Origin of the sequence: Actinomycetospora termitidis, from assembly GCF_030286555.1 — a bacterium.
Classification (GTDB): domain Bacteria; phylum Actinomycetota; class Actinomycetes; order Mycobacteriales; family Pseudonocardiaceae; genus Actinomycetospora; species Actinomycetospora termitidis.
Map to the genome: position 1 here is coordinate 417,466 of NZ_JASVWF010000003.1, position 24,480 is coordinate 441,945.

At 75.0% G+C, this 24,480-nt stretch carries 26 protein-coding genes; 7 read left to right on the plus strand and 19 right to left on the minus strand.

The features are described from left to right. Window positions 1-194: 194 nt before the first annotated feature. The 4 genes from QRT03_RS15420 to QRT03_RS15435 all read right to left on the minus strand — a co-directional run bounded on the left by QRT03_RS15420 (window position 195) and on the right by QRT03_RS15435 (window position 2,865). Window positions 195-434 (minus strand): zinc-ribbon domain-containing protein, encoded by a 240-nt coding sequence (locus tag QRT03_RS15420; protein ID WP_286053786.1) that lies wholly within the window; start codon window positions 432-434, stop codon window positions 195-197. Further along, on the minus strand, window positions 434-1,525 hold the full coding sequence (gene dapC, locus QRT03_RS15425; RefSeq protein WP_286053787.1) for a succinyldiaminopimelate transaminase: 1,092 nt from the start codon (window positions 1,523-1,525) through the stop codon (window positions 434-436). The genes QRT03_RS15420 and dapC overlap by 1 nt, the downstream gene beginning before the upstream one ends. Window positions 1,526-1,544: 19 nt before the next feature. After that, window positions 1,545-1,865 (minus strand): ferredoxin, encoded by a 321-nt coding sequence (gene fdxA / locus QRT03_RS15430; RefSeq protein WP_286053788.1) that lies wholly within the window; start codon window positions 1,863-1,865, stop codon window positions 1,545-1,547. Between the two features lie 187 nt (window positions 1,866-2,052). Beyond that, a complete protein-coding gene (locus tag QRT03_RS15435; RefSeq protein ID WP_286053789.1) occupies window positions 2,053-2,865 on the minus strand; it encodes a hypothetical protein in 813 nt (270 codons plus the stop codon). A 61-nt stretch (window positions 2,866-2,926) separates the two neighbouring features. Between QRT03_RS15435 and QRT03_RS15440 the strand changes: the two genes are divergently transcribed. Next, a complete protein-coding gene (locus tag QRT03_RS15440) occupies window positions 2,927-3,526 on the plus strand; it encodes a hypothetical protein (RefSeq protein WP_286053790.1) in 600 nt (199 codons plus the stop codon). Window positions 3,527-4,304: 778 nt separating this feature from the next. On the opposite strand, the gene QRT03_RS15445 is transcribed toward QRT03_RS15440, so the two are convergent. From QRT03_RS15445 to QRT03_RS15460, 4 genes are read right to left on the minus strand one after another with little or no spacing between them, the layout of a single operon-like run. Beyond that, window positions 4,305-4,706 (minus strand): hypothetical protein, encoded by a 402-nt coding sequence (locus QRT03_RS15445; RefSeq protein WP_286053791.1) that lies wholly within the window; start codon window positions 4,704-4,706, stop codon window positions 4,305-4,307. Further along, entirely contained in the window at window positions 4,703-5,554 is an 852-nt protein-coding gene (gene mshB / locus QRT03_RS15450) for an N-acetyl-1-D-myo-inositol-2-amino-2-deoxy-alpha-D-glucopyranoside deacetylase (protein WP_345783256.1), read from the minus strand. The genes QRT03_RS15445 and mshB overlap by 4 nt, the downstream gene beginning before the upstream one ends. Next, window positions 5,551-6,219, minus strand: a complete 669-nt coding sequence (locus QRT03_RS15455; RefSeq protein ID WP_286053792.1) for a maleylpyruvate isomerase family mycothiol-dependent enzyme — start codon at window positions 6,217-6,219, stop codon at window positions 5,551-5,553. The genes mshB and QRT03_RS15455 overlap by 4 nt, the downstream gene beginning before the upstream one ends. An 18-nt stretch (window positions 6,220-6,237) precedes the next feature. Then, window positions 6,238-7,449, minus strand: a complete 1,212-nt coding sequence (locus tag QRT03_RS15460; protein ID WP_286053793.1) for an MFS transporter — start codon at window positions 7,447-7,449, stop codon at window positions 6,238-6,240. A 17-nt stretch (window positions 7,450-7,466) separates the two neighbouring features. Here QRT03_RS15460 and QRT03_RS15465 point away from each other — a divergent pair, with 17 nt between their 5' ends. After that, on the plus strand, window positions 7,467-8,330 hold the full coding sequence (locus QRT03_RS15465) for an aminoglycoside phosphotransferase family protein (RefSeq protein WP_286053794.1): 864 nt from the start codon (window positions 7,467-7,469) through the stop codon (window positions 8,328-8,330). 64 nt (window positions 8,331-8,394) lie between these two features. Here QRT03_RS15465 and QRT03_RS15470 read toward each other — a convergent pair whose 3' ends face one another. From QRT03_RS15470 to QRT03_RS15495, 6 genes are all read right to left on the minus strand, one after another. After that, on the minus strand, window positions 8,395-9,453 hold the full coding sequence (locus QRT03_RS15470; protein WP_286053795.1) for an ABC transporter ATP-binding protein: 1,059 nt from the start codon (window positions 9,451-9,453) through the stop codon (window positions 8,395-8,397). After that, complete coding sequence (locus tag QRT03_RS15475) at window positions 9,450-10,493, minus strand: ABC transporter ATP-binding protein (RefSeq protein ID WP_286053796.1); 1,044 nt, start codon at window positions 10,491-10,493, stop codon at window positions 9,450-9,452. Before QRT03_RS15475 ends, QRT03_RS15470 begins: the two co-directional genes overlap by 4 nt. Before the next feature lie 5 nt (window positions 10,494-10,498). Next, window positions 10,499-11,389 (minus strand): ABC transporter permease, encoded by an 891-nt coding sequence (locus QRT03_RS15480; protein WP_286054381.1) that lies wholly within the window; start codon window positions 11,387-11,389, stop codon window positions 10,499-10,501. A gap of 43 nt (window positions 11,390-11,432) precedes the next feature. Next, entirely contained in the window at window positions 11,433-12,431 is a 999-nt protein-coding gene (locus tag QRT03_RS15485; protein WP_286053797.1) for an ABC transporter permease, read from the minus strand. A gap of 83 nt (window positions 12,432-12,514) precedes the next feature. Then, entirely contained in the window at window positions 12,515-14,293 is a 1,779-nt protein-coding gene (locus QRT03_RS15490; protein ID WP_286053798.1) for an ABC transporter family substrate-binding protein, read from the minus strand. Window positions 14,294-14,413: 120 nt separating this feature from the next. Continuing rightward, complete coding sequence (locus QRT03_RS15495; RefSeq protein ID WP_286053799.1) at window positions 14,414-16,510, minus strand: ABC transporter family substrate-binding protein; 2,097 nt, start codon at window positions 16,508-16,510, stop codon at window positions 14,414-14,416. Between the two features lie 125 nt (window positions 16,511-16,635). Between QRT03_RS15495 and QRT03_RS15500 the strand changes: the two genes are divergently transcribed. Then, the gene (locus QRT03_RS15500; protein WP_286053800.1) at window positions 16,636-16,923 is read left to right on the plus strand and encodes a hypothetical protein; all 288 of its coding nucleotides are present in this window, start codon (window positions 16,636-16,638) and stop codon (window positions 16,921-16,923) included. A 74-nt stretch (window positions 16,924-16,997) separates the two neighbouring features. Here QRT03_RS15500 and QRT03_RS15505 read toward each other — a convergent pair whose 3' ends face one another. Next, window positions 16,998-17,402, minus strand: a complete 405-nt coding sequence (locus QRT03_RS15505; protein WP_286053801.1) for a (deoxy)nucleoside triphosphate pyrophosphohydrolase — start codon at window positions 17,400-17,402, stop codon at window positions 16,998-17,000. Window positions 17,403-17,421: 19 nt separating this feature from the next. Here QRT03_RS15505 and QRT03_RS15510 point away from each other — a divergent pair, with 19 nt between their 5' ends. From QRT03_RS15510 to QRT03_RS15520, 3 genes are all read left to right on the plus strand, one after another. Next, window positions 17,422-17,715, plus strand: a complete 294-nt coding sequence (locus QRT03_RS15510; RefSeq protein ID WP_286053802.1) for a 4a-hydroxytetrahydrobiopterin dehydratase — start codon at window positions 17,422-17,424, stop codon at window positions 17,713-17,715. Between the two features lie 4 nt (window positions 17,716-17,719). Then, complete coding sequence (locus tag QRT03_RS15515) at window positions 17,720-18,922, plus strand: MFS transporter (RefSeq protein WP_286054382.1); 1,203 nt, start codon at window positions 17,720-17,722, stop codon at window positions 18,920-18,922. An 86-nt stretch (window positions 18,923-19,008) separates the two neighbouring features. Continuing rightward, the gene (locus tag QRT03_RS15520) at window positions 19,009-19,473 is read left to right on the plus strand and encodes a hypothetical protein (RefSeq protein WP_286053803.1); all 465 of its coding nucleotides are present in this window, start codon (window positions 19,009-19,011) and stop codon (window positions 19,471-19,473) included. A 2-nt stretch (window positions 19,474-19,475) separates the two neighbouring features. Here the strand turns inward: QRT03_RS15520 and QRT03_RS15525 are convergent, their stop codons facing one another. The 3 genes from QRT03_RS15525 to bla all read right to left on the minus strand — a co-directional run bounded on the left by QRT03_RS15525 (window position 19,476) and on the right by bla (window position 21,995). Further along, window positions 19,476-20,090 (minus strand): hypothetical protein, encoded by a 615-nt coding sequence (locus QRT03_RS15525; RefSeq protein ID WP_286053804.1) that lies wholly within the window; start codon window positions 20,088-20,090, stop codon window positions 19,476-19,478. Between the two features lie 109 nt (window positions 20,091-20,199). Then, window positions 20,200-20,907 (minus strand): GPP34 family phosphoprotein, encoded by a 708-nt coding sequence (locus QRT03_RS15530; RefSeq protein WP_286053805.1) that lies wholly within the window; start codon window positions 20,905-20,907, stop codon window positions 20,200-20,202. Window positions 20,908-21,062: 155 nt separating this feature from the next. Beyond that, window positions 21,063-21,995: a class A beta-lactamase gene (gene bla, locus QRT03_RS15535; RefSeq protein WP_286053806.1), complete on the minus strand. Its 933-nt coding sequence runs from the start codon at window positions 21,993-21,995 to the stop codon at window positions 21,063-21,065. Between the two features lie 80 nt (window positions 21,996-22,075). Here bla and QRT03_RS15540 point away from each other — a divergent pair, with 80 nt between their 5' ends. Then, a complete protein-coding gene (locus QRT03_RS15540) occupies window positions 22,076-22,849 on the plus strand; it encodes an isocitrate lyase/PEP mutase family protein (protein ID WP_286053807.1) in 774 nt (257 codons plus the stop codon). Here the strand turns inward: QRT03_RS15540 and QRT03_RS15545 are convergent. Then, window positions 22,846-24,408: an ABC-F family ATP-binding cassette domain-containing protein gene (locus tag QRT03_RS15545; RefSeq protein WP_425604857.1), complete on the minus strand. Its 1,563-nt coding sequence runs from the start codon at window positions 24,406-24,408 to the stop codon at window positions 22,846-22,848. The two genes, QRT03_RS15540 and QRT03_RS15545, sit on opposite strands and share 4 nt — an antisense overlap. Window positions 24,409-24,480: the final 72 nt, after the last annotated feature.

The following is a 24,480-nucleotide window of genomic DNA, read 5'->3' on the forward strand; positions in this document are numbered from 1 at the left end:
TGAACCGCCGTCCGGTTCGGGGAGAAGCGTGCGCGGATCGGGCCGGACGATCGTCGGTCCGTGGGCCCCACCTCGGCCTCCACCCACGGGTGGAGGCGGTGCCACACTCGTCGTCGTGACCGATGCCCTCCCGGACGAGCGCCGCGCCGGGGTGACCGACCCTCGCGCAGCCGACCTCTCGGGCTACCGGCTCGTCACGTGCTCGCGGCCTGCGTGACGAGCTCCTCGGCCCGCTCCGTCGACACCTGCCCCGACATCCCGCACAGCGTGCACTGCACGACGTGGCGGGTGCGCACCCGGAAGAGCGGCACGAAGAACAGCGTGAACCGCGTGACGAGGCGGGTCACGGTGTGCGCCGCCGGGTGTCCCTGCGGGCACGTCAGCATCAACACCGCGAGCTGCTGCGCCGTCCGGCGCGTCCCGAAGATCAGCATCAGGCCGCACCCACCCGGGCCGCACCGGCCTCGATGCGCTCGTCGGACGCGGTGAGCGCGATCCGCACGTGCTGCCCGCCGTCGGGACCGTAGAACTCCCCGGGCGCGACGAGGATGCCGCGCTCGGCGAACCACGCCACGGTCGTTCGGCACGGCTCGCCGCGGGTGGCCCAGAGGTAGAGGCCGGCCTCGGAGTGGTCGAGGGTGAACCCGGCCTGCTCGAGCGCGGGCCGCAGCAGGGCCCGGCGGGCGTCGTAGCGCTGGCGGGTCTCGGCGACGTGCAGGTCGTCGGACAGCGCCGCCGTCATCGCGTCCTGCACCGGGCGCGGCACGATCATCCCGGCGTGCTTGCGGACCGCGAGAAGGCCTGTCACCAGCGCCGGGTCCCCGGCGACGAACGCCGCCCGGTACCCCGCGAGCTGGGAGGTCTTCGACAGCGAGTGCACCGCGAGCAGGCCCTCGGGCGTCCCACCGTGCACCCGGGGGTCGAGCACCGACACCGGGTCCGAGCCCGGCCCGGGCAGCCCCAGGTAGCACTCGTCGGACGCCACGACCGCGCCGAGCGACCGCGCCTCGGCCACCCGCGCCGCGAGCGCCTCCGCGGAGAGCACCCGTCCGGTCGGGTTCGACGGCGAGTTCAGCCAGACCAGCCGCGTGTCCGGCGGCAGCGACCCGTCGTCGGGAACCCGCACCGGGTGGGCGCCCGCCAGCAGGGCGCCGACCTCGTAGGTCGGGTACGCCAGCGACGGGATCGCGACGGTCGCGCCCCGCAGGCCCAGCAGCGTCGGCAGCCACGCGACCAGTTCCTTGGAACCGATCGTGGGCAGCACCGCGTCGGGCTCGACCCCGGTCGCCCCGTACCGGCGGCCGAGCGCGTCGACCACGGCGTGCCGCAGCGCCGGCGTCCCGTGGGTCTGCGGGTAGCCCGGCGAGTTCCAGGCGTTCTGCAGGGCGGTCGCGACGACGGCGGGCACCGGATCGACCGGGGTGCCCACGGAGAGGTCGACGACCCCGTCGGGATGCGACCGGGCCGTCGCCGTCTCCGTCGCCAGGCTGTCCCAGGGGAAGTCCGGCAGGGAGGGCAGGCTCACGCGCTGGCCCGTCGGCCGGTCACTCGCCCTGCGGCGGCAGGCTCGGCACCGGGCCCACGTCCTTGTCGACCTTGCCGACCTTGGAGGCGCCGCCCGGCGACCCCAGCTCGTCGAAGAAGTCGACGTTGGCCTGGGTGTAGACCGACCACTGGTCCGGCACGTCGTCCTCGTAGTAGATGGCCTCGACCGGGCAGACCGGCTCACAGGCACCGCAGTCGACGCACTCGTCCGGGTGGATGTACATCATCCGCCCGCCCTCGTAGATGCAGTCGACGGGGCACTCCTCGATGCATGCCTTGTCGAGCACGTCCACACACGGTTCGGCGATCACGTACGTCACGTCGGCTCCTGCTCCCTACCTCAGCTGTGGGTGTCACCACCGGGCCGGTGGTGGTCGGCCCGCACACGGCGATGAAACGCCTCCGCAGTATTCCGTCCGGCGGCGCGTCGTGCCCGGGCGGGTCGCCCGTCCCACGACGTGTCGGCGGCCACATCCCCCCGGGCCACCGTCGCGGGCCGCCGCGCGGCTACCCGTGCTCCCGGGCCACCCATGCGGCCGCCCGCCGCGCGGCCCGCTTCAGTCCGGACCGCTCCGACTTGTACGCCCCGACCGCGCCCACCACCGGCAGGTTGGCAACCGTCCGCCAGAACCAGCGACCCTGCGGACGCCGGCCGAGCTCGTCGTGCAGCGCGAAGAGCGAGCGTCCCATCCGCCACACGGCCCGCGCCAGCGCCCGCAGGCGGCTGTCCCCGGAGTGCTCGCGGTGCAGGTCACCGGTGAGGTCGGCGGCGTCGCGCTCGACCTGGTCGCCGTGCGCGTCGCCCTCCGGGGCGAGGTTCCGGTCGAAGAGCACCGCCGCGAGCAGCCGGACCTGCTCGTCCCGGTCGGTCACGCCGTGCTCGCCGGCGATCGCGCAGATGACCAGGCCCTGGGCCGACAGCCCGAGGATGTCCGACACCGGTAGTCGTCGGGCCAGCGCCCCGCCGATGCCGGGGAACGCCGCGATCGCCGACGTGAAGCGCCCGACCCGGCCCACCCACCAGTGGTCGCGCTCCTCCGGCGACATCACGGCCCACCGCGGCGTGCCGGGCAGGCGCGAGGTGGCCAGGCGGTCGAGGGCCCGGCCCCGCAGGCGGCGCGCGGTGCGGAGGACCTTCTGCCGTCGGTTCCGCGCCGGCGGCTCCTCGGTGGCCGGCCCCTCCAGCTCCAGCGAGCGCCGCTGGGCGAGCTTCCCCAGCCGGAACGGGTCGGCCTCCCGCAACCCGCCCAGGACCGGCCCCGTCGCCGCGACGAAGGGCCGGAGCACGCTGATCATGTACTGGTCCGAGACGGCCGCCATGCCCGCCTCTTGCCCGATCGCCGGGGTGGCCACACCGCATGATGTGGGTCACAGTGGCCCGGTGAGCGGGGGGATCGGGGCGAACGCGGTGCGGGCGGAGGTCGGACCGCGCCTGGCCGCGCTCGGCGCGCACTACGGCGCCTGCCGCGCGGGAGCGGTCTCCTGGTGGTTCCCGACGACCGGTCGGCGCGAGCGGCGCCTGCTCTTCCGCCCGGTCCGTGGACTCGACGAGTGGGAGGTCGAGTACGCCGAGCACTCGGCCGACGGACGCCGCACCTGGGTCCACGGCTCGCGCTCGATCCGGTGCTCCCGGGCCGGCCTCGGCGCGGCGGTCGACGAGCTCGTCGGGGCCGGCCTGCCGCGCCGTCCCGGCCGTCGTCTTCCCGACGGCGGGTCCGGCCGGCCGGTCGTCGACGGTGCAGCTCCCGGGCCCCGGGCGGCCGCCGCCGCGGCGGCGGCGCACCGGCCTCCCCCGCCCCCGCGCGGCGTGCGGGTGGCCGACGGCGTACTCGGCGTGGTGGTCGCGGTTGCCCTGCTGGTGGCCTGTCGGGTCGACATCGACCTCGCGCCGAACATCGCGGCCTTCGCGGTGCCGCTGCTCGGGGTGTCGGCGGTGTGGACGATCATCGGGCTCAGCGGGGCGGAGCACCGACGGCGCTGAGCGCGGCTGGCGGGCTCCGGACCCGCCCGCCCGCCCGCGGTGCGCCCCGCACGCGGCCGGCCGGGGCTGTCCGCTGCCGCTGCGGCGTTGCGTCACGCACACGGCCGGCCGGGTTCGCCCGCCACCGCGCCGGCGTTGCGTCACGCACACGGCCGGCCGGGTCCGCCCGCTGCTGCCACGGCGTTGCGTCACGCACACGGCCGGCCGGGGCTGTCCGCTGCCGCCGCGGCGTTGCGTCACGCACACGGCCGGCCGGGCCCACGGGCCTTGTCGCGGGTTTCCGCCCTCGGGCCGCGCGCTTGTCGTGGGGATTCCCAGTGACAGGGTGGCGGTCGCCGGGACGTTCCCCGCGACAAGGCAGGCCGGACCGGTCGTCGCTGGGAAACCCCGCGACGAGGCACGCGCCGGAGCGCCACTCCCCCAGGCCGGACACCTGACGCCGCCGGTTGCAGGCTCCCGCACGCCGAGCGCCCACTTGTCGCTGCGAATCCTCACGACAAGGCACCCACCGGAGCAGCCCCCCGTGACCGGCCCCGGGTCCGCCTGTCGCGGTCTCCTGCGCCCCGACCGCCCACTTGTCGCTGGGAATCCCCACGACAAGGCACCCACCGGACCGGAATTCGCCGTGACAGGCTGCTCCCGTCGGACGTCGCGACCCAGCCGTGTGCGCCACGCACACGCCATCCCACCGAACACGCCGACCGCCAGCCGTATGCGCCACGCACACGCCGCCCCGCCGAACACGCCGACCGCCAGCCGTGTGCGTCGCGCACACCGGTCACCCCGGGGACCCGGCCTCCGACGAGGGCCGCACCGGCCGACTCGCCACCCACACCCCCGGGAAGAGGCCCGCGGCGATCAGCACGATCGGGCGCCAGTCCGGCGGGAAGGTGCCCGTGCCGGTCGGGCTCCAGAAGCCGAACACCACCACGACGACCATCCACACGACCAGCGGCGCGAACACCAGCCGCGAGCCCGGGAAGCAGCGGTCGACGAGGCGCACGGCGAGCGGGGTCGTCACCGCCGCCACGAGGATCGACACCGGCAGCGGCACCGACCCGACCTGCAGCGACAGCCACGCCACCTCGGTCAGCGCGAGCAGCACCACGTCGAGCAGCACCACCGCGAGCAGGGCCGTCCGCGCCACCCCGTCACGGCCCATAACCTCGCCCGACGTCATGCCGACAGCGCCGCCAACCCGCCGTCCGGACCCCGCAGGAGCACGAAGCCCTCGGACGCGACCACGGGCTGCGCGAGCCCGTTGGACAGGGCGAACGCGGGCGGTTCGGACCCGTCGTCGTCGACGGTGATCTGCGTCGCGTGCGCCCGCAGCGCCGCGAGCTTGCGCACCCGCGCCGGGCCGAGCGCGATCCGCACGGTGATCGAGGCGTCCGGGACCGTCGGGAGGTCGTCCACCGCCGGGACGGGCATGGCGAGCCACGACCGCCGTCGGAGAGCCTCCAGCCCGCGCGCGACCTCGTCGTGCGCCGCGGCGGTCGCGTAGAGCGCCACGCGCTCGCCGAGCGGGTCGATCCGCTCCACGGCGCCGCCGGCGATCTCGTGGGCGCGGACGTGATCGGGGTGGCCGTAGCCGCCCGAGGCGTCGTAGCTGACGACGACGTCGGGCCCGACCTCGGCCAGCACCTCGACGAGCTGGTGGACCTGCAGGTCGACGTCGGCGCGCACCGCGAAGGCGCCCTCGCCCAGGTCGGCGGGCGCGGCGGCGCGGATGCCCTCGCCGGTGGCGACCATGCCGGAGTCGCGCCAGCGGCCGGCGCCGCCGAGGAGGCGGTGGTCGGTGACCCCGACCGCGGCGCACGCGGCGTCGAGCTCCTTCGCCCGGAACGCCGCGAGGTCCTCGGATCCCTCCAGGTGCTCCAGCTCCGGCGGGATCACCTCGCCGAGCTCCCCGAGCGTGCAGGTGACCAGCGTGACGTCCCACCCGGCATCGACCGCCCGGGCCATCAGCCCCCCGCAGGTGATCGTCTCGTCGTCGGGATGGGCATGGACCAGCACCAGGCGCGTCACTCGGACCGGTCCTCGGACGGCAGGTCGCCCAGGGTCGCGAACGCGTCGAGGACCGGCTCCACGTCGCCCTTCGTGGTCCAGGAGCGGATCTGGGCGGCGGAGCGACGGGCGAGCGCGGCGCGGTGCAGCTCGAACTCGTCGGCGTGCAGCACGACGTCGGCGCGCTCCGGTTCACCGCCGTCCGAGGCCCACGACCAGCCCGGACCGACCAGCCCCAGCGTCGTCCCGGCGGGCAGGCGCGCGCCGACGCGGGGGGCGAAGCGGTCGCGGATCGCCGCGACGCCCGCCGAGTCCTTCCCGCCGGGCACGCCGAGCGCCCCGCGCAGGTCCTGCTCGTGGATGATCACGTCGCCGAGCGGGCGCGGGCCGTGCTGCCGCATCCACTCCCGCAGCGGCTCGGCGGTGGCCCGCCACTCCTCGATCAGCTGCGCCACCGTGTGGTCCCGGCGCGCCTCGACCTGGCGCTGCGTCCAGGCCTCGTTGTGGTCGTCGGGCTCGTCGCCCGCGACGACGTCGGAGCCGAGGCCGACCATGTGGCTGAACAGGTCCCGGACGGTCCAGTCCGGGCAGGCCGGCACGCGACGGTCCGCCTGCTCCTCGGTCGCACCGTCCAGCAGCGCGATCACGCGCTCCTGGGCCCGGCTCCACTCCTCGATCGGATCCACGGGCGCATCGTGCCAGGGTCACGGGTCGGGCACCTCGTCACGACGCAGTGGCGAGAGCAGCACCGGCAGGCTCCCCAGCGCCGTGAGGACCACCGCGCCCCACAGCACGGCGACGTTCCCGACGACGCCGGCGAGCGCGCCCCCGGCCAGCGCCCCGAGCGGCGGGCTCCCCCACACCACCGTGCGGATCGACGCGTTCATCCGCCCGAGCAGCTCCGGCGGGCACGCGCGCTGGCGCATGCTGAGCTGCGCGACGTTGTAGACCACCGTGGCCGCCCCGATCCCGGCGGCCGAGATCACGAGCAGGACGGCGGGTGCGGCGCCGGCGACCGCCGTCAGCGCCGTGAACGGGAGCAGCGCCAGCGCACCGACCGGCACGATCCGGGCCTGCCCCACGAGGCCGGCGAGCGGCCCGGCCGCCACCGCCCCGACCACCCCGCCCGCGGCGCCGACGGAGAGCACCAGGCCGAGGAGGCTCGGGCTCAGCGCCAGGTCCCGCAGGGCGAACAGCACGAGCACCGCGTCCCGCAGCCCGCCCGCCAGGTTCACCGTCGCCGTGCACAGCGTGATGCGGCGCAGGATCGGCCGTCCGAGGACGTAGCGCAGCCCCGCGACGATCTCCGCGCCCAGCGCCCGGTCCTCCGTGCGCTCCGGGCGCGCCGGTGCCGGCACCCGGAGCAGCAGCAGGGCGGACGCGAGGAAGCTCACGACGTCCGCGAGCAGCGCCGCCGGTGCCGAGACGACCCGCAGCAGGAGTCCGCCCAGCCCCGGCCCGGCCACCTCGGCCGCCGTCGTCCCGGTCATGAGCACGGAGTTGGCGCGCACCAGGTCGTCCCGGGCCACGAGCGCGGGCAGGATGCTCTGCGCGGCGACGTCGCCGAAGACCGTCGCCACCCCGACCGCGAACGCGACCGCGACGAGCTGGGCGAACGAGAGCCCGCCCCCGAGGAAGGCCAGCGGCACCGTCACCAGGAGCAGGGCGCGGACCAGGTCGCAGACCACCATCACCCGCCGGGGGCGCCACCGGTCCACCAGCGCGCCCGCGGGCAGCCCGATCACCAGGAAGGCCGCGGTCCCGGCCGCGGCGAGCACGCCCATCTGCCACGGCGTCGCGGTCAGCACGGTCGCTGCGATGACCGGCAGCACCAGCACGCTGACCTGGCTGCCGACCTCGCTGACCGTCGCCGAGGACACCAGCGGGGTGAAACCGCGTCGCCCCCACACGCTCACCGCGTCAGTGTGGGGGCATGGTCGAGGTTCCCGACGAGGCCCGGCGCCGGTTGGTCGCGCGGTTCGGGCCGGAGGTGTCCGGTTGGCTCGACGACGTCCCGGGCCGGGTCGCGCGCCTGGCCCACCGGTGGGGCCTCGCGCTCGACGGGACCGTGCTCTCCGGCAACTCGGCCCTGGTCCTGCCCGCCGACCGCGGCGTCCTCAAGCTCCACCCCGACCCGACGATCGCCGCCACCGAGGCCGCCGCCCTCGAGCACTGGGCCGGGGCCCCGCACGTCGTCGACCTCCTCGCCCACGACGACGGGGCGCTGCTGCTCGACCGGCTCCGCCCGGGCACCGCGCTGCCGGCCGGGACGGGCGTGCCCGCGCTGCTGCCCGCCGTGCGCGACCTCTGGACCGCCGACCCCGTCGCCCCGCCCGACCTCCCGCCGCTCGCCGACCGCGTCGCGTTCTGGCTGGGCCGGGTCCGGGAGCAGGTGGTCGACGACGCCCGGGTGCGCGCCCGGATGCCGCTGGAGGCCCTCGACCGGGGGCACGCCGCCGCCACGGCGCTCGCGGCCCGCCCCGGACACCACGGCGTCGTGCACGGCGACCTCCACCCGGCCAACGTGCTCGCCGGGCCGGCCGGACCCGTCGTCATCGACCCCCGACCGCACGTCGGCGACCGGACGTTCGACCTCGTCGACCTGGTCCTCGTCGACCCGCCCGGCCGCGACGCCGCCGTGGCCGCCCTCGCCCGCGCGCTCGACGGCCTGGACGCCGACCTGCTGCACGCCTGGTGCCGGGCCCTCGCTCCCGCGACCGCCGTTGCCGCACTGCGCACCGCCCCCGACGCCCCGCGCACGGCGGCACTGGTCCGATCGGTCCAGCACCCCGGATGAACGAACGGCACCCTCGCGCGCCTAGAAGCAGCGAGAGTGCCGTTCGATCGGGAGGGGGCGGGGGTCAGGCGGCCGAGTCCGCGTCCCCGTCGGGGAAGTGGCAGGCGAAGGTGTGCCGGTTGGCGGCGTCGCTCGGGCGCAGCAGCGGGACCTCGTCCGCGCACCGCTGCTGCGCCTTCGGGCAGCGGGTGCGGAACCGGCATCCCGACGGCGGGTCCGCCGGGCTGGGGATCTCGCCCGACAGCACCACGCGGGACTTCCGGCGCCGGCGCTCGGCGGACGGGTCGGGCAGCGGCACCGCGGAGAGCAGGGCCCGCGTGTAGGGGTGCCGCGGGTTGTCGTAGACCTGCGCGGCGTCGCCGAGCTCGACCACCTTGCCCAGGTACATCACCGCGACCCGGTCGGAGATGTGCCGGACCACCGAGAGGTCGTGGGCGATGAACAGGTACGACAGCCCGAGGCGCTCCTGCAGGTCCTCGAGGAGGTTGACCACGCCGGCCTGCACGGAGACGTCCAGCGCGCTCACCGGCTCGTCCAGCACGATCAGGCGCGGGTTCGCCGCGAGCGCCCGGGCGATCCCGATGCGCTGGCGCTGGCCGCCGGAGAACTCGTGGGAGTAGCGGTTGCGGTGCTCGGACTTCAGCCCGACCAGCCCGAGCAGCTCGTCCACGCGGGCCCGCAGGTCGGACTCGGCGGCGTACACCTGGTGGATCCGCAGCGGCTCGGCGATCAGCTCGGCGACCGGCAGGCGCGGGTCCAGCGAGCCGAACGGGTCCTGGAACACCATCGCGAGCTCGCGGCGCAGCGGCCGCATCTCCTTCGCCGAGAGCCCGACCAGCTCGCGGCCGTCGTAGACCACCGACCCCGAGTCCGGGCGGATCAGCTGCAGGATCGAGCGCCCGGTCGTGGACTTGCCGCACCCGGACTCCCCGACGATGCCGAGGGTCTCGCCCGCGTCGACGTCGAGCGAGACGCCGGTGACGGCCTGCACAGCGCCGACGGTCCGGCGGAAGACGCCGTTGCTGCGGACCGGGAAGGTCGTGGTCAGGTCGCGGACCTGCAGCAGCGCCCCGTCGCGCACGCCGTCCGACGTGGTGGTGGCATCGGATGCGGGCGCGGTCATGCGGACACTCCCATGGTCGATCCCGTCGCTCCGCTCGCCCCGGAAGAACGGGCGAACAGGTCTGTGGTCGAGCCCTCGGCGAGGACCTCCCAGCGCCGGCAGCGCGAGTGGTGGTCGGTGCCGACCGCCACGAGAGCGGGCTCGGCCTCGCGGCACGCCTCCTCGACCAGCGGGCAGCGCGGGGCGAACGTGCAGCCCGACGGCAGCGACACCAGCGACGGCGGCGCACCGGGGATCGGGTGCAGGCGCTCCCCGATCTGGTCGACGGCGGGCAGCGAGGACAGCAGGCCGACCGTGTAGGGCATCCGGGGGCGGTCGAAGACCTCCTCGGTGGGGCCGGTCTCCACGATCGTCCCGCCGTACATCACCTGCACGCGGTCCGCGGTGCCGGCGACGACGCCGAGGTCGTGGCTCACCAGCACCAGCGAGGCGCCGGACTCGACCCGGGCCTGGTCGAGCACCTCGAGGACCTGGGCCTGGACGGTGACGTCGAGCGCGGTGGTCGGCTCGTCGGCGATGATCAGCCGCGGCCGGTTCACCATCGCCATCGCGATCATCGCGCGCTGGCGCATGCCGCCGGAGAACTCGTGCGGGTACTGCTTCGCGCGGGTCTCCGGCTGCGGGATGTCGACCAGGGCGAGCGCCGCGACCGCGTCGCGCCACGCCTCGTCCTTGGACACCGACGCGTGCGCCCGCCGGGCCTCGGCGATCTGCCGGCCCACGGTGTGCACCGGGTTCATCGAGCTCATCGGGTCCTGGAAGATCATCGCGATCTCGGACCCGCGCAGCCCCCGCAGCGTCTCGGCGCCCGCGCCGACCAGCTCGGTCCCGTCGAAGCGGATCGAGCCCGTGACCGACGCCGAGTTCGGCAGCAGCCGGGGCACCGCCATGAGCGAGACCGACTTCCCGGAGCCGGACTCTCCGACGACCCCGAGGACCTCCCCGGGCTCGACGTGGAAGCTGACGTCGCGGACGGCGTGCACCTGGCCGTCCTCGGTGGGGAACGTGACCGAGAGGCCCTCGACCTCGAGCAGCGACATGGCCCTCACCGCCTGGTCTGGCGCGGGTCGAACGCGTCGCGCAGCCCGTCGCCGATGAAGTTGATGGTCAGGGAGATCAGCACGATCGCCACGAACGGCGCCCAGAACAGCCACGGCCGCGTCGCCAGCTGGGTGTAGTTCTGGTTGAGCACCAGGCCCAGCGAGGTGTCCGGGATCTGCACGCCCAGCCCGATGAACGACAGCGCCGCCTCGGTGAGAACGGCCAGCGCCAGGGTGAGCGTCGCGTTCACGACGATGGTGCCGATCATGTTCGGCACCAGGTGCTTCGTGACGATGCGCCAGGTGGTGGCCCCGGACGCACGTGCCGCCTCGATGAACTCGCGCTGCGCGAGGGCCAGCGCCTCGGCGCGGGTGACGCGGGCGATCGGCGTCCAGAGGAAGAAGCCGAGCACGAGGCCGACCAGCCACCACGAGCCGCCGACACCGGCGATCAGGACGGCGGCCGCGGCCTGCAGCGGCACGACCAGGAACAGGTCGGTCACGCGCGAGACCGCGGCGTCGGTGCCCCGCCGCAGGTAGCCCGCGAAGGTGCCCATCAGCACCCCGATCACGGTCGCGATGACCGTGGTCAGCACCCCGATCTGTAGCGAGTACTGCGAGCCCCGCATCACGAGGGAGAAGACGTCCGCGCCGACCTGGTCGGTCCCGAAGACGTGCGCCGGACTGGGGTCCTCGTACGACCCGGCGTCGAGGTCCGTCAGCGAGTAGCCCAGGAAGAACGGGGCGATGTAGACGAACAGCACGTAGAGCACGAGCACCGTCAGCGCCGTCATCGCGGCCCGGTGGCGCAGGAACCGCCGCCGGACGAGCTGGCCCTGGGAGAGGAACTCCCCGCCCACGTCCCCGCCGTCGGTCCCCGGCGACGGGGCGGGCACCTTGCCCGGGTGCGTCGGTGCGGTCTGCGTGGATTCCGTGGTCTCAGCCAAGGCGGATCCTCGGATCGAGGTAGCTGTAGGTGATGTCGGCGAGCAGGTTGAACAGGATGACGATCGTCGCGGTGACGATCAGCCAGCCCATCAGCATGTTCGGGTCGTACTGCTGGATCGACCGGACGAGCAGGGAACCCATCCCGTTCCAGCCGAACACCTGCTCCGTCACGATGGCCCCGCCGAACACGGCGCCGAAGTTGTAGGCGAAGTAGGTGGTGACCGGCAGCAGGGCGTTGCGCAGCGCGTGGCGCAGCACGACCTGGCGTTCGGTGAGCCCCTTCGCCCGGGCGGTGCGGACGTAGTCCGAGCGCATCGTCTCGAGCATCGACGCGCGCTGGAAGCGGCTGTACGCCGCGAAGCTGATCGCGGCGAGGGCGATCGTGGGGAGGACGTACGCGCCGGTGAACTTGAAGAAGACCTCGCCCGGGGACCCCGTGAACCCGCCGGCGGGCGGACCCGCCGTCGTGAGCCAGCGGTCCAGCCCGAGGTCGATCAGCAGCAGGTTCAGCTCGATCCCGTAGACCTTGAGGATGATGCCGATGCAGAACACCGGCATCGCGAACAGCACGAACGCGAGCGTGGTGGCGACGTAGTCGGTGATCGAGTACTGGCGCAGGGCGGCGATCGCGCCGACCGCCCCGCCGATCAGCAGGGCGAGCAGCTCGGCGATCACGACCAGCCGGATCGTCACCCACAGCGCGTTCCCGACGCTGGGGAGGACCTCCGCCCGGGCCTGGCCGAGCGCGACGCTGGTGCCCCAGTCCCCGGAGAGCACCCCGGTGAACCAGGTCCAGTAGCGCACGAGGATCGGCTGGTCGAGCCCGAGCGAGCGGGCCGTCGCGTCGATGGTCGCCTGGGTGATGCCCGGCCGCGCCTTGAGCGCGGCCAGCGGGTCACCGGAGAGCCCGACCATCAGGTAGAGCAGGAACGACGCCACCAGGAGCACGCCGATCGAGATCAGGACGCGCCGCACGATGTAGGCGGCCACGTGTCACCTCTTTCCACTCGGGGTCCCCGCCGGGGCCGGGATCGCCGGCCCCGACGGGATGCCCACGGTGTCGTGGACCCGGGTCAGCCGCCCTGCACGACCCACTCGTTGGCGTTGTACAGCGGACCGAAGTTCGGCTGGAAGTACGCATTGTCGATCCGGTCGCTGTATCCCAGCATGTTCGGCTGCACGAACAGCGGGATCGACGGCAGGTCCGCCGCGATGAGCCGGTCCACGTCCTGCCACTTCTGCCGGAACCCGTTCGGGTCCAGGTCGGACACCGCCTGGTTCATCAGCGCGTCGACCTGCGGGTTGGAGTAGCCCTGCCAGTTCTGCCCGCCGCCGGTCGCGTAGATCGACTGGTGCGAGGAGATGTAGGGGTCGTTCGCCCACCCGAACAGCGCGACGTCGTAGTCGCCCTGGCTGACCCGCTGGTCGAGGAAGTTCGGGTCGGTGTCGTCGACGACCTGCATCCCGGCCTGCTGGCACTGCGCCTGGATCAGCTGCACCGTCTGCACGCGCCGCGGCACGTTGGTGTGGCTGATCCGGAACTGCAGCCGCTGCCCGTTCTTGGCGTAGACGCCGTCCGCGCCGCGGACCCAGCCCGCCTGGGTCAGGGTCTGGTTGGACTGCTGCGCGTTCCCGGTCGCGATCTGCGAGTAGGTGTCCTGCGAGCCCTGCTGGTTGGGCAGGTAGATCAGGCTCTGCAGCGGAGCCGCGTCCGGCTGGACACCCTTGATCAGCTTGTCGACCAGTTCCTGACGGTTCACGCACTGCGCGAACGCCTGCCGGACCGCCTTGTCGGCGAAGATCGGGTTCTTGAAGTTCATGTCCAGGTGCTCGTAGGTGACACCCGTCGTCGCCTGGAACTTGATCCCCTGAGCGGCGAGCCCACGCAGCAGGTTGGCGGAGTTGACGTCCACCTGGGGGGCGGCCGCCTGGATCTCACCGTTCTGCAGCGCCTGCGCCTCGGCGGTCGCGTCGGCGATGTTGCGGTAGGTGATGCTCTCCGGCCCGCCGGGGTTGCCCTTCGAGGCCGGGTTGCGGGTCAGGCGCACCGACTGGTCCTGCACCCAGCTGTCGAGCTGGTAGGGCCCGGAGGCCGGCATGACCGACTTGTCGAACCCGTTCCACCCGGTGTTCCAGAACTGCGTGATCCGCTGCAGCACGTCGGGAGGCGACTGCGGGTTGATCTGTCGGATGTCCGGGACGCCGGTGCGCTGCTCGAGCACGTGCGCGGGCAGCAGGTCGAGGTTGCCCTGGCCGAACAGCCCGCGGTAGTCCGCGTAGGGCTTGGCGAACGTGGCCTCGAAGGTGAGGTCGTTGGTGCACTGCGCCGAGCCGATGTCCTGGTAGCCGTTGTTCGAGGCCGCCGTGAACCCAGGGATCTTGCCGCTCCCGGCGAGGTAGGCCAGGTAGAAGTCCTTGCAGTTCCAGGGCTGGCCGTCGGACCAGGTGATGCCGGGCTTGATCCGCCAGCGCACCACCTCGGGGTTGGTGGAGACCAGGTCGATCCCGTCCATCACGTCGCCGTTGACCAGCACGGTGCCGTCGGCGTCGACCCACGTCGCCGAGGCGATGACCTGGGTGAGGACGTAGGCGTTGTACAGCGAGTTCGCGTCCGCCGCGGCGTTGTTGTACGCGGTGTACGCGGTGTCCGCGGCCAGGGTGACGCCGGGGCCCTGCTGCACCTGCGGGGCGCGGTAGAAGTCGCCGTCGCGGCCCTTGGCCTGCGGAGCGGCGGTCCCCCCGAAGTTGTTCTCGCCCCCGCCGCCGCCACAGGCCGCGACGAGGGCCAGCAGCGCCGCGACGGCCGCGGCGAGCATCCAGCGCGACCGACCGCGCCCGGTGAACCTGGTCACCACACCTCCCGAATTCGTTTGACGGGCGGGATCGCCGCCGACCGGGGAAACCTAAGTGGTCTGGACCTCTTCCGCTACCCCGGGCTGTTACGGGGAGCTGACGAATTCGTCAGGTGCCGGTCAGTTGTTCGCGTCGCCGTTCGCCTGCCCCTGGCGGGCGGGCGGGGTCCACCGGTCCGCCGAGGCGAACGGGCTGACGCCGAACGGCGGCACGACGACGTCCGCCCGGTCGGCGGGGGCGACGAGCGTGGTGGCGGCCTGGAACAGCGGCACCAGCGGGGTGGCCCGCCAGAGCATCGGTTCGACGAGGGCGAGCGCGGTGTCGGTGTCGATCGACCCGGAGGACGCGCCGTCGAGGATCGACTGCAGCGTCGGGTCGCAGAACCCGGTCACCGACAGCGCCTCGGACGCCTCCGGGGTGCCGTCCTGCGCGAGCGGGGCGGGCGTCGTCGTGGTCGGGGCGGCCGCGGAGGTGGGCGCCGGCCCGGTGGAGGTGGGCGCCGCACTGGTGGTGGGAGGCGCCGCCGGCGAGGTCGACGGGGCGACCGGGCGGCTCGTCGTCGTGCGCGGGAGCGCCGGCGAGACCCCCGAGGACGTCGGGGCCTGGCGCCCGGGGCAGCCGATCAGCGAGTCGAGCCCGGCGACGGGGTCGGCGCCGACCGGCAGCGCGAGCACCGTGACGTCGGCGACGGCCATGTCCGAGGGCGACTTCGGGATCGGCGGTACCGAGGTCGTCGTCTCCGTCGGCGGGGTCGAGGTGGTGGTCGGCGCCGTGGAGGTGGCCGCCGGCGACGTCGTCGTGGTGCCCGGCACGGCCGAGGAGGTCAGCGGACCGGGCGTGGACGGGGTCGCGACGACGGACGGGGTGTCCGACGGGATCGGGCCGCGCCCGGGCGGGAACGGGTTGGACCCGGCGTCGGCGACCACCGTGGTGCCGATCCCTGCGGCGTTCAGCTGTGCGGCGAGGGTCTCGACCAGCCGGCCGTAGGGCGAGGACTGCGCCGGGGCGGACAGCCGCAGCCGCAGCGCGGTCCCGTCGCGGGTCCACCGGCCGTCGGGCCCCCGCAGGTAGCCGGCCTGGGCGAGCAGCCGGGTCGCCGTCGCGGGGTCGGGCGCCTGCACCGGGGAGTCGGCGGTCAGCGTCGGGCGGTAGCCGGGCTCGCTCGGCGCGGTCGCGAAGGCGTCCGCGCGCAGCGCCTGGCCCGGGCCGCCGTCCGCGCCCGCCGCGACGAGGGCCTGCCGGTCCAGCAGCGAGACCACCGCCCGCCGCACCCGCGGGTCCGAGAGCGGGCCGTCGTCGGAGCGCAGCGCGAGCTGGACCAGCTGCGCCTCGGGGACGGTGCGGACCGCGAGCGGGCCGGCGGGCCCGGGCGCCGCCGCGCCCAGGGCGTTCAGCGCCGCGAGGTCGTCGCCGTCCGCCCGGAACTGGGTGGCCTGCACGTCCCCGGTGCGCACCCGGTCGATCAGCGAGGCGTGGTCGGCGGCCTGCAGCACGATCTGGTCGGGGACCGACGGCGTGCCCCAGTAGACGCTGTTGCGGACCAGGGTGACCTGGCCACGGATGCGGTCCACCAGGCGCACCGCGTAGGGCCCGCCGGAGACCGGGATGCTGTCCTGCAGCGCCCCGCCCCACGAGCCGGGGGCGTCCTTGAGCAGGTGGGCGGGCAGCAGGCTGTCGAACAGCGTCTGCCACGCCGGGTAGGGCCGGTCGAAGACGACGTCGACCGCCTTGCCCCCCGCGCGCGAGCGGACGTCCGAGATCGCGCGGTAGCCCGCCGCGTCGACCACACCGGGCTGCGAGCGCATCTGCTGCCAGAGGTAGACGAAGTCCTCGGCGGCGATCGGGGCGTTGTCGCTCCACGCCGCGGCGGGGGCGATCTCGTAGGAGACGGTGTAGGGCCGGGTGGAGGTCACCCGCGCCGAGGTCACCACCGTGGTGTCCGGCCGCCGCACCCCGTCCGGGCCGACGCGGAAGGCGCTCGGCAGCACCAGCGAGGCGATCGTGCGGCTGGCCGGGGTGAGGTCCGCGATCCGGTGCGGGTTGAGGCCGCCGCCCAGGTCGTCGACGCCGATGCGCAGCTGGGTCGGGTCCGGTTCGAGCTGCGGCTGCGGGCGGGACGCCGTCGTCGGGGCCTGACCGACCACCGGTGGCGGCGACGACGAGCACCCGGCCAGCACCAGCAGACCGGCGAGCACGACGACCAGGAGGGCTCTCATGACGTGGCGGTGCGCGGGGGCCTCTCGTGCGGCGGCGATGACGGAGGAGTCATCGTGGCACGGTGGGCGGTGGGGGCCGCGTGCGGCCCTTCCGCGCGCGGGCGTACGGAGGTTAGCCTCACCTCATGGGCAAGCGGGCCGCGACGACGTGGGTGGATGCCCTCGCGCGGCTGCGTCCCCGCGACCGTGCCGCCGCCGGTCCCGTGCCCGTCCCCGCGCCGACCCGGCTCGTGGTCGATCCGGCCCGGGCGTGCGCGATCACCGGGGCGAAGCGGGCCAAGAAGAAGTGCTGCCGGTCCACGCCCCGCTGCAAGGGCTGCCCCGTGGTGCTGATGCGCGCCGCGCGGGCCGCCGAGTCCGGGCTGACGGGCAAGGAGCTCGCCCGCGCCGTGAAGCGCGCCCGGGCGGCCTGACGCCTCACCCCTGGCCCCACCCGCACGAACGGCACTCTCGCAGCTTCTACGTGCGCGAGAGTGCCGTTCGCGCACTACGGGGAGCCCTCCAGCGCGGCCCGCAGCGCCGGGAGCAGGACCTCGTCGGCCGGGAGCCACTCCACGCCGTCGAGGTCGTCGATGCCCACCCAGCGCAGGGCCAGGTGCTCCAGGGCGACCGGCTCGGCCCCGTTCTCCGGGGTGCAGCGGTAGAAGCGCAGGACGAGCTCCTGGCCCGCCCGGCCCGTGACCGGCACGTCCGGCCCGAGGCGGTCCCCGACGACGACCGCGTACGCCAGTTCCTCGCGCAGCTCCCGCGCCAGGGCGTCGGTCTCGGACTCGCCGTCCTCCACGGACCCGCCCGGGAGCTCCCAGCGTCCGCGCATGTCCGGCGGTTCCGCCCGCTGGGCCACGAGCAGCCGCCCGTCCCGCACCACCGCCGCCCCCACCACGACCCGCACGCGTGCATCATGACGTGTCATGGCCGAACTGCTGTCCGACGACGCCGTCACCCAGGCCCTCGCCGACCTCCCCGGGTGGGAGCGCGACGGCGACTCGATCGTCCGCACCGCGGAGCTGCCGGGCTTCCCGGCCGCGATCTCCGTGGTGGACGAGGTCGCCGCGGCGGCCGAGGCCGCGAACCACCACCCGGACATCGACATCCGGTACTCGACGCTCACGTTCCGGCTGTCCACGCACTCCGAGGGCGGGCTCACCGCGAAGGACCCGGACCTCGCCGCGACGATCTCCGCGGTGATCGACCGACACTCCTGACCCGCTGCGCTCCGCGCCGTTCCTCGCCGTCCTCGCCGCGACCCTCGCGGCGTTCGGCGGCTACGCACTGCTGCTGCCGGTCCTGCCCCTGTGGGCGGCGGCCGGCGGCTCGGGCCCGGGTCTCGCCGGGTCGGTCACGGGCGTGTTCATGGCCGCGACCGTGGTCTCCCAGCTCGGCGTGCCCGCGCTCCTGCGCGCCGTCGGGCACCGCGCCGCGCTCGCCCTCGGTGCGCTCGCCCTCGGCCTGCCGGCCGCCCTACTGCCCCTGTCGCCGTCGCTCGCGCTGACGATGCCGGTCGCCGTCGTGCGCGGGATCGGCTTCGGCGTCCTCACCGTCACCGGCGCCTCGCTGGTCTCGGACCTGGTGCCCGCCCGGATCCGCGGGCGCGCCACCGGGGTCTACGGGATCGCGATCGGGCTCCCGCAGCTCGTCCTGCTCACCGGCGGGGTGTGGGCGTGGTCCCGGCTGGGGCCGACGACCGTGCTGCTCGTGGGCGCGGTGCTCCCGTTGCTCGCCCTCCCGGCGATGCTCCTGCTCCCCCGGCGGGTGGTGCCGGCGGGCCTGGATCCCGCCCCGGACGCCACGAACGGGCCGTTCGTCACGGGAGAAGGGGACGAACGGCCCGGTGGTGCCGACCCGGCGGGGCTCCGCGCGCGCAGTGCCGCCGGGCCGTGGCTGGTGATGCTCGTGTGCGCCGCGAGCGCGGGCGGGGTCATCACGGTGCTCCCACTGACCGGCGCCTCGGCCTCCGCGGCCGTGGCCCTGTTCGCCCTGACGATCGCGCAGCTGGCCGGGCGCGCGGCCTCCGGCGAGCTCGGCGACCGATTCGGGCTCGCGGGCCGGGTCACCGGCCCGGCCCTGGCGATCACCGCGGTCGGGGCGGGGACCGCGGCGGCCGGGCTGGGGACGGGGACGTCGTGGGTCGTGGTGCTCGGGGCCGGGCTGATCGGCCTGGGGTTCGGTGCGGTGCAGAACGACACCCTGGTGACGCTGTTCGACCGAGCCGGCCCCGGGCGCTCCGGCACCGCCAGCAGCGTGTGGAACACCGCGTACGACGCGGGGACCGGGGTCGGGGCCACGGCGTTGTCGGCGGTGCTGGGCGCCGCGGGCGCACCGTGGTCCTTCGCAGTCGCGGCCGCGGGGTGCGTGCTCGCGCTCGGAGCAGCGCCGTGGCGGCGCGTGCACGACGATCCGGCGTCGGGGTGAACCCGTCCCGACGTCCGCGTCCCGCCGTAATGCGCCGGGATCACGCACCGACTCCCTGATCGTCGAGGCGATCGGGAGGAGACGGGGTGCGGCGGATCCTGCTCGCCGTGGCGGGCGGCGCGGTGGCGATGATGATCGTGGCGCAGGCGGCCACGGTACTCACCCGCGTGGACGCGGACCCGACGGCGGACCTCGGACCCGTCCCGAGCGCTCCCGCCGGGGTGGCCCCGCCCGCCACGCTCGCGCCGCTCGCCGTCGTCGCGCCCGCAGCGACCGCGGCGCCCGGCGCGGCCACACCGCCCGCCCCGAGCTCGTCGCCGGCCGTTCCGGGCGCCGGCACCCCGGGTGCGGCCGGGACGGCGACGGTCACGTCGACCGCCCGAGCCGCCACGCGCGCACCGGCCGCGGCCGACCCGTCGTCGGGAACGGGCAGGGCGGCGACACCGGAGCGGCCGACGGCGGATCCACCGGCCCCCGCGCCGACGACGCGCACGCCACTGGCCCGGGTGTGCCTGCAGCCCGTCCTCGGCGGCTGCCTGCAGGTCGGCTGAGATCAGCCGGCGGTGGCGGGCTCCTTCGCGGAGGTGGTCCGGCCGCGGACCGCCGCGAGGCAGTCGTCGAGCAGGGCGAGCATGACGCCGTCCCGCGCGGAGCCGTCGAGACCGGCCGCGCGCGCGGCGACCAGCAGGTGGGCGCACGCGTGGTTGACCGGGCCGACGTGGAGCAGCGTCGAGAGCCGGCCCCCGGCCCCGTCCCCCGGGTCCTGCCCCGCCGCGCGGCGGGCGTCGGCGCGGGCCCGTGCGGCCTCGATGCGCCGCTCGAGGCGGCCGAAGAAGCGGTTCTGCGGGTCGAGCGCGAGGCCCGCCCGCGCGATCGCCGCGAGGACCAGCGGGCGGACCGGCCCGTCGTGGTCGCGGCCGGCGCCGACGAGATCGACCGCGCGCAGCGCGAGCGCCTGGCGCGCGTCGTGCGAGACGGCGTCGTTGACCTGCCAGGCGAGGGCGGCGACGGCGGGGTGGGTGCACTGCGGACGGTCGGTGAAGCGTTCGCCGGCCAGCACGGAGACGTACTCCATGACACAGCTCCCCGAGCGGGCGTCACGGTGGGCGCCGGCCTCCAGGATCGGGAGCCCCTCGGGCGTGACGGACGTCGGCTGCGTGGTCGGCATGGCTGCCCCCTGAAGAACGCTGCGCGCGGAACAAGGGACGAGAGTAGACCGCCGGAGCCGGGTTCGGGACCCCTTGCGATCAGCGTCCGGGACGGGTGCTATCGGGGGTTCAGCCCCCGGAGCTCATCACCTCGGTCGCGGTGAGCGCGGCCAGCACCGTCTGCACCGTCGGGCTGACGAGCCGGACGATGTCCTGGTCGATCCCCGGCGGCACGAAGTGGCCGGAGGCGATCGCCCGCGCGCGGTCCGTCGCCGCGGTCGGGTCGAGCGGGTGCAGGGCCCGCACCCGCCGTCCGTGGTGGAGGAGCACGGTGACCATGGCGGTGTCCTCGTCCGGGTCCGCGCCGTCGAGCACCTGGCGGACCACGCTCCGGTCGTGGTGCAGGGCCCCGGTCTCGTGCACGCGCAGCGCGGAGCCGAACACCGGCATCGCGAGGTAGCCGAAGACCCGCCGCGGCTCCCGGTGGGCGAGGCCGCGCTCGACGAGCCGGTCCATCGTCCGCCGGATCATCTGGGCCCCGCGCGGCCCGGTGACGGCGTGCCCGAGGTCGCTCTTGCGGCCACCCGGGCGCACCAGGCCGTCGGCGACCCAGCAGAGCAGCGGGTCGGTGGGCTCGACCGGCCCGTACCGGTAGGACGACCCGGCGTCGAGCACGGAGGCGTCCAGCAGCAGCTCGACCATGGCCGCCGCGACGAGGAGCCCCGCCGGCTCGGTGAGGCTCGAGACGGGGCGCCCGTCCTCGTTCCCGAGGACCCAGGCGATGCGCTCGGGCAGAGTCAGTTCCCGGGTGGGGGCCGACCATCGTTCGGAACGCACGCCGGACAGCGTAGGCACACGACCCCGCCGGACCTCACCCGGTCGGGCGCCGGGATCGACCGCTCGTCCTCACCGTTCGTCGACGATCTCCACGATCGACCGGTCGTCGCATCGGGCCCACCACCCGTCCGCGCCGCACCGGACGACACGCCGAGTCAGAACCCGAGAGCCCGGATCGCAGCCGCGGCGGCCGCCGGGACGGCCGGGACGTTCCGCTGCGAGGTCGGGTCGGCGGGCTCGGTGTAGACGGCGACGAGGAGCGGACCGCGGTCCTGCGGGGTCGAGCTCCGCTGCGCTGCGTCTCCCGCCTGCGGGGTCGAGCTCCGCTGCGCTGCGTCTCCCGCCGGCGGCCACGTGATCGCGACGTCGTTCACCTCGCCGCCGTCGCCGCTGCCGGTCTTGTCCCCGGTGCGCCAGCCCGGCGGCAGCCCCGCGCGGATGCGCGGCCCGCCGGTGGTGTTCGCGACGAGCCAGGCGGTCAGCTGCCGTCGCCCGGTGTCGTCGAGCCCGGCTCCCAGCGTGCAGGCCTGCAGCGTGGCCGCCATCTGCCGGGGCGTGGAGGTGTCGAGGGTGCCGGTGCGGACGTTCAGGTCCGGCTCGGTGCGGTCGAAGCTCGAGACGCCGTCCCCGATCGAGCGCACGTACGCCTCGACCGCCTTCGGCCCGCCGAGCCGGCGCAGCAGCAGGTTCTCCGCGGTGTTGTCCGAGACCGTGATCGCCGCGGCGCAGAGGTCCCGGATCGTCATGGCCGTCGCCCGGGAGGTGGTCGGCGAGTTGCGCACCAGATCGCCCGCCGAGTACCGGACCACCTCGTCGAGCGGCACCCGTGCGGCCAGGATCGCGGCCGCCGTCGGCATCTTCGAGGTCGAACACATCAGGAACCGTTCGTCGGCGCGGTGGCCGACCGTCCGCCCCGTCGCGGTGTCGAGCGCGAAGACGCCGAGCCGCCCGACGAAGCCTGCCTCGATCGGGGCGAAGGGATCGTTCGTGACGGCGGGTGGCGCCGGGGCCGAGGCGGGAGTCGGGGCACAGCCCGCCGCGAGGGCTGCCGCGCCGAGCACGAGGACCCGTCGTCGGGAAGGAGGCATGTCGACGACCTCATCAGGCCCGGACCTGTGACTGCCCGCACACCAGGAATCGGTTGCACACAACCCGGGTTCCGACCGACATGAGCACCGCTGACAAGGCCCGGGACCTGCAGGCACTGCACGCCGCCCCGGAGCTGCTGCGCGTCGTCAACGTCTGGGACGCGATCACGGCGAAGGTCGTCTCGGACATCCCCGGGACGAAGGCCCTCGCCACCGCCAGCCACGGCATCGCGGCCTCGCGGGGGTACGAGGACGGGGAGAACATCCCCCGCGACGAGATGATCGCCGAGGTCGGCCTGATCGCGCGCCAGACCTCGCTGCCGGTCTCCGCGGACCTCGAGGGCGGGTACGGCGACCCGGGCGGCACGATCGCCCGCGCGATCGGCGTCGGGATCGTCGGGGCGAACCTCGAGGACCAGATGAAGCCGCTGGCCGAGTCGGTCAAGGCCGTGGAGGCCGCTGTCGCCGCCGCGCAGTCCGAGGGCGTCGACTTCGTCCTGAACGCTCGGACGGACGCATTCGTCAAGGCCGGCGACCGCGACCCCGCGGAGGTGCTGAAGGACGCGATCGAGCGCGGCCGCGCCTACCTGGACGCGGGCGCGTCGAACTTCTTCGTGCCCGGGAAGCTCGACGAGGCGCAGTGGACCGAGCTGGTCGGCGCTCTCGGGGAGCGCAAGGTCAACATGATCGGTATCCCCGGGTCGATCTCCCAGGAGGCGGCGCAGCGGATCGGGCTCGCCCGCATCTCGTTCGGACCGTGGTCGCAGAACACGGCGCTGACCGCCCTCGCGGAGCTGGCCGAGCGCGCCTACGACGGCGGCGGACTCGCCGAGGGCGTGCGCAAGCTGAACTAGGAGGTGCACAGGCGGAGCACCTCCCAGTCCGCCAGGTCGGCGAGCAGCTGCCGGTCGTGGGTCGCGACGACGACGGCAGCCGGGGTCGCGAGCAGGCCCGCTGTCAGCTCGTCGACGAGCGCGGCGGACAGGTGGTTGGTCGGCTCGTCGACGATCAGCAGGTCCGGCCGCCGGGCGAGCACGAGCGCGAGCTGGAGCCGCCGTCGCTGCCCCTGCGAGAGCCGCCCGACCGGCGTGCGCCGCGCCTCGGCGTCCAGCAGCCCGGTGGCCGCCAGTGGCACGGCGTCCGCGCCGGCCTCGCGCTCGTGCAGCAGCCACGGCGTGAGCTCCGGCCGCCACGGCGGTGCCTCCTGGGCCATGAACCCGACCCGCGCCCGGGACCGGGCCAGACCCGTCGTCGGGAACAGCTCCCCGGCGAGCAGCGCCAGCAGGGTCGATTTCCCCGCCCCGTTGGGGCCGGTGACGAGCAGCCGGTCGCCGGCGCCGATCCGACGCGAGACGGGTCCGAGCCGTCCCGCGACGCCCGCCCGGTCCAGCTCCACCAGGGTCCCCGTTCCCGACGGCAGGTCGGGCCAGCGGAGCCGAGCCGGCGGCTCCGGGACGTCGAGGCGGTGAGCCGCGAGGGCCTCCTGGTCGCGCCGGAGGGCCTGCACGACGCCGGGGGCGTGCGACTGCCGCTGGTGCTTCCCGGTGCCCTTGTCGGGCCGCCAGCCGGTGGTGAGCCGATCGCGGGCCCGGTCAACGACCTCGGCGAGGCGACGGTGCTCGGCCTGCTGCTCGGCGTGGTCGCGCTCCCAGCGTTCGCGTTCCCGACGACGGCCGGCGCGCCAGCCGTCGTACCCCCCGGCGTAGGTCCGGGGCCGGCTGTCCCGGGTGGGGTCGAGGTCGAGGACCTCCTCCGCGACGTCGCGCAGCAGCGCGCGGTCGTGGCTGACCAGGGCGAACCCACCGTCGTGATCGCGTAGACGGGCGGTGAGGAACGCGAGCCCGTCGGCGTCGAGGTGGTTGGTGGGCTCGTCGAGCAGCAGCAGGTCGTGCCGCGCACCGAGCAGGCAGGCCAGCCGGACGCGGTAGCGGTGACCGACGGAGAGCGTGGCCAGCTCGCGGTCGCGGTCGGTGCAGGCGTGCAACGCCTCGAGGGCGAGGTCGACCCGGCGTTCGGCGTCCCACGCGTCCAGCCCGACGGCTCGGTCGAGCGCGACGGCGTAACGGTGGTCGTCGAACGGGTCCGTGGCGGCGTCGAGCTCGGCGAGCGCGGCCCGCGCGGGCCCGACGGCGGACTCGGTGAGGGTGCGGACGGTGCCGTGGGCCGCGAGGTCCTGCTGCGCGAGGCCGATCGTGCCCGTCCGGTGGACCGTGCCCGCGTCCGGCGGGAGCAGGCTGGCGAGCACGTGCAGCAGGGTGGTCTTGCCGCGGCCATTCTCGCCGACGATCGCGACGCGGGAGCGGGCGGAGACGGTCAGCGACACGTCGGAGAGGACGCGCCGCCCGCCGAGGGTGACGTCGACGTGCTCGGCACGGACGTGGGCGTGGGTGGATCGGTGGGTGGTGTGCACCAGGGGCTCCGGGACGTCGGAGGCGGAGCCGGGCAGCACGGATCGACCGCCCGGCGGCTGGCCGGGACGGCGGAG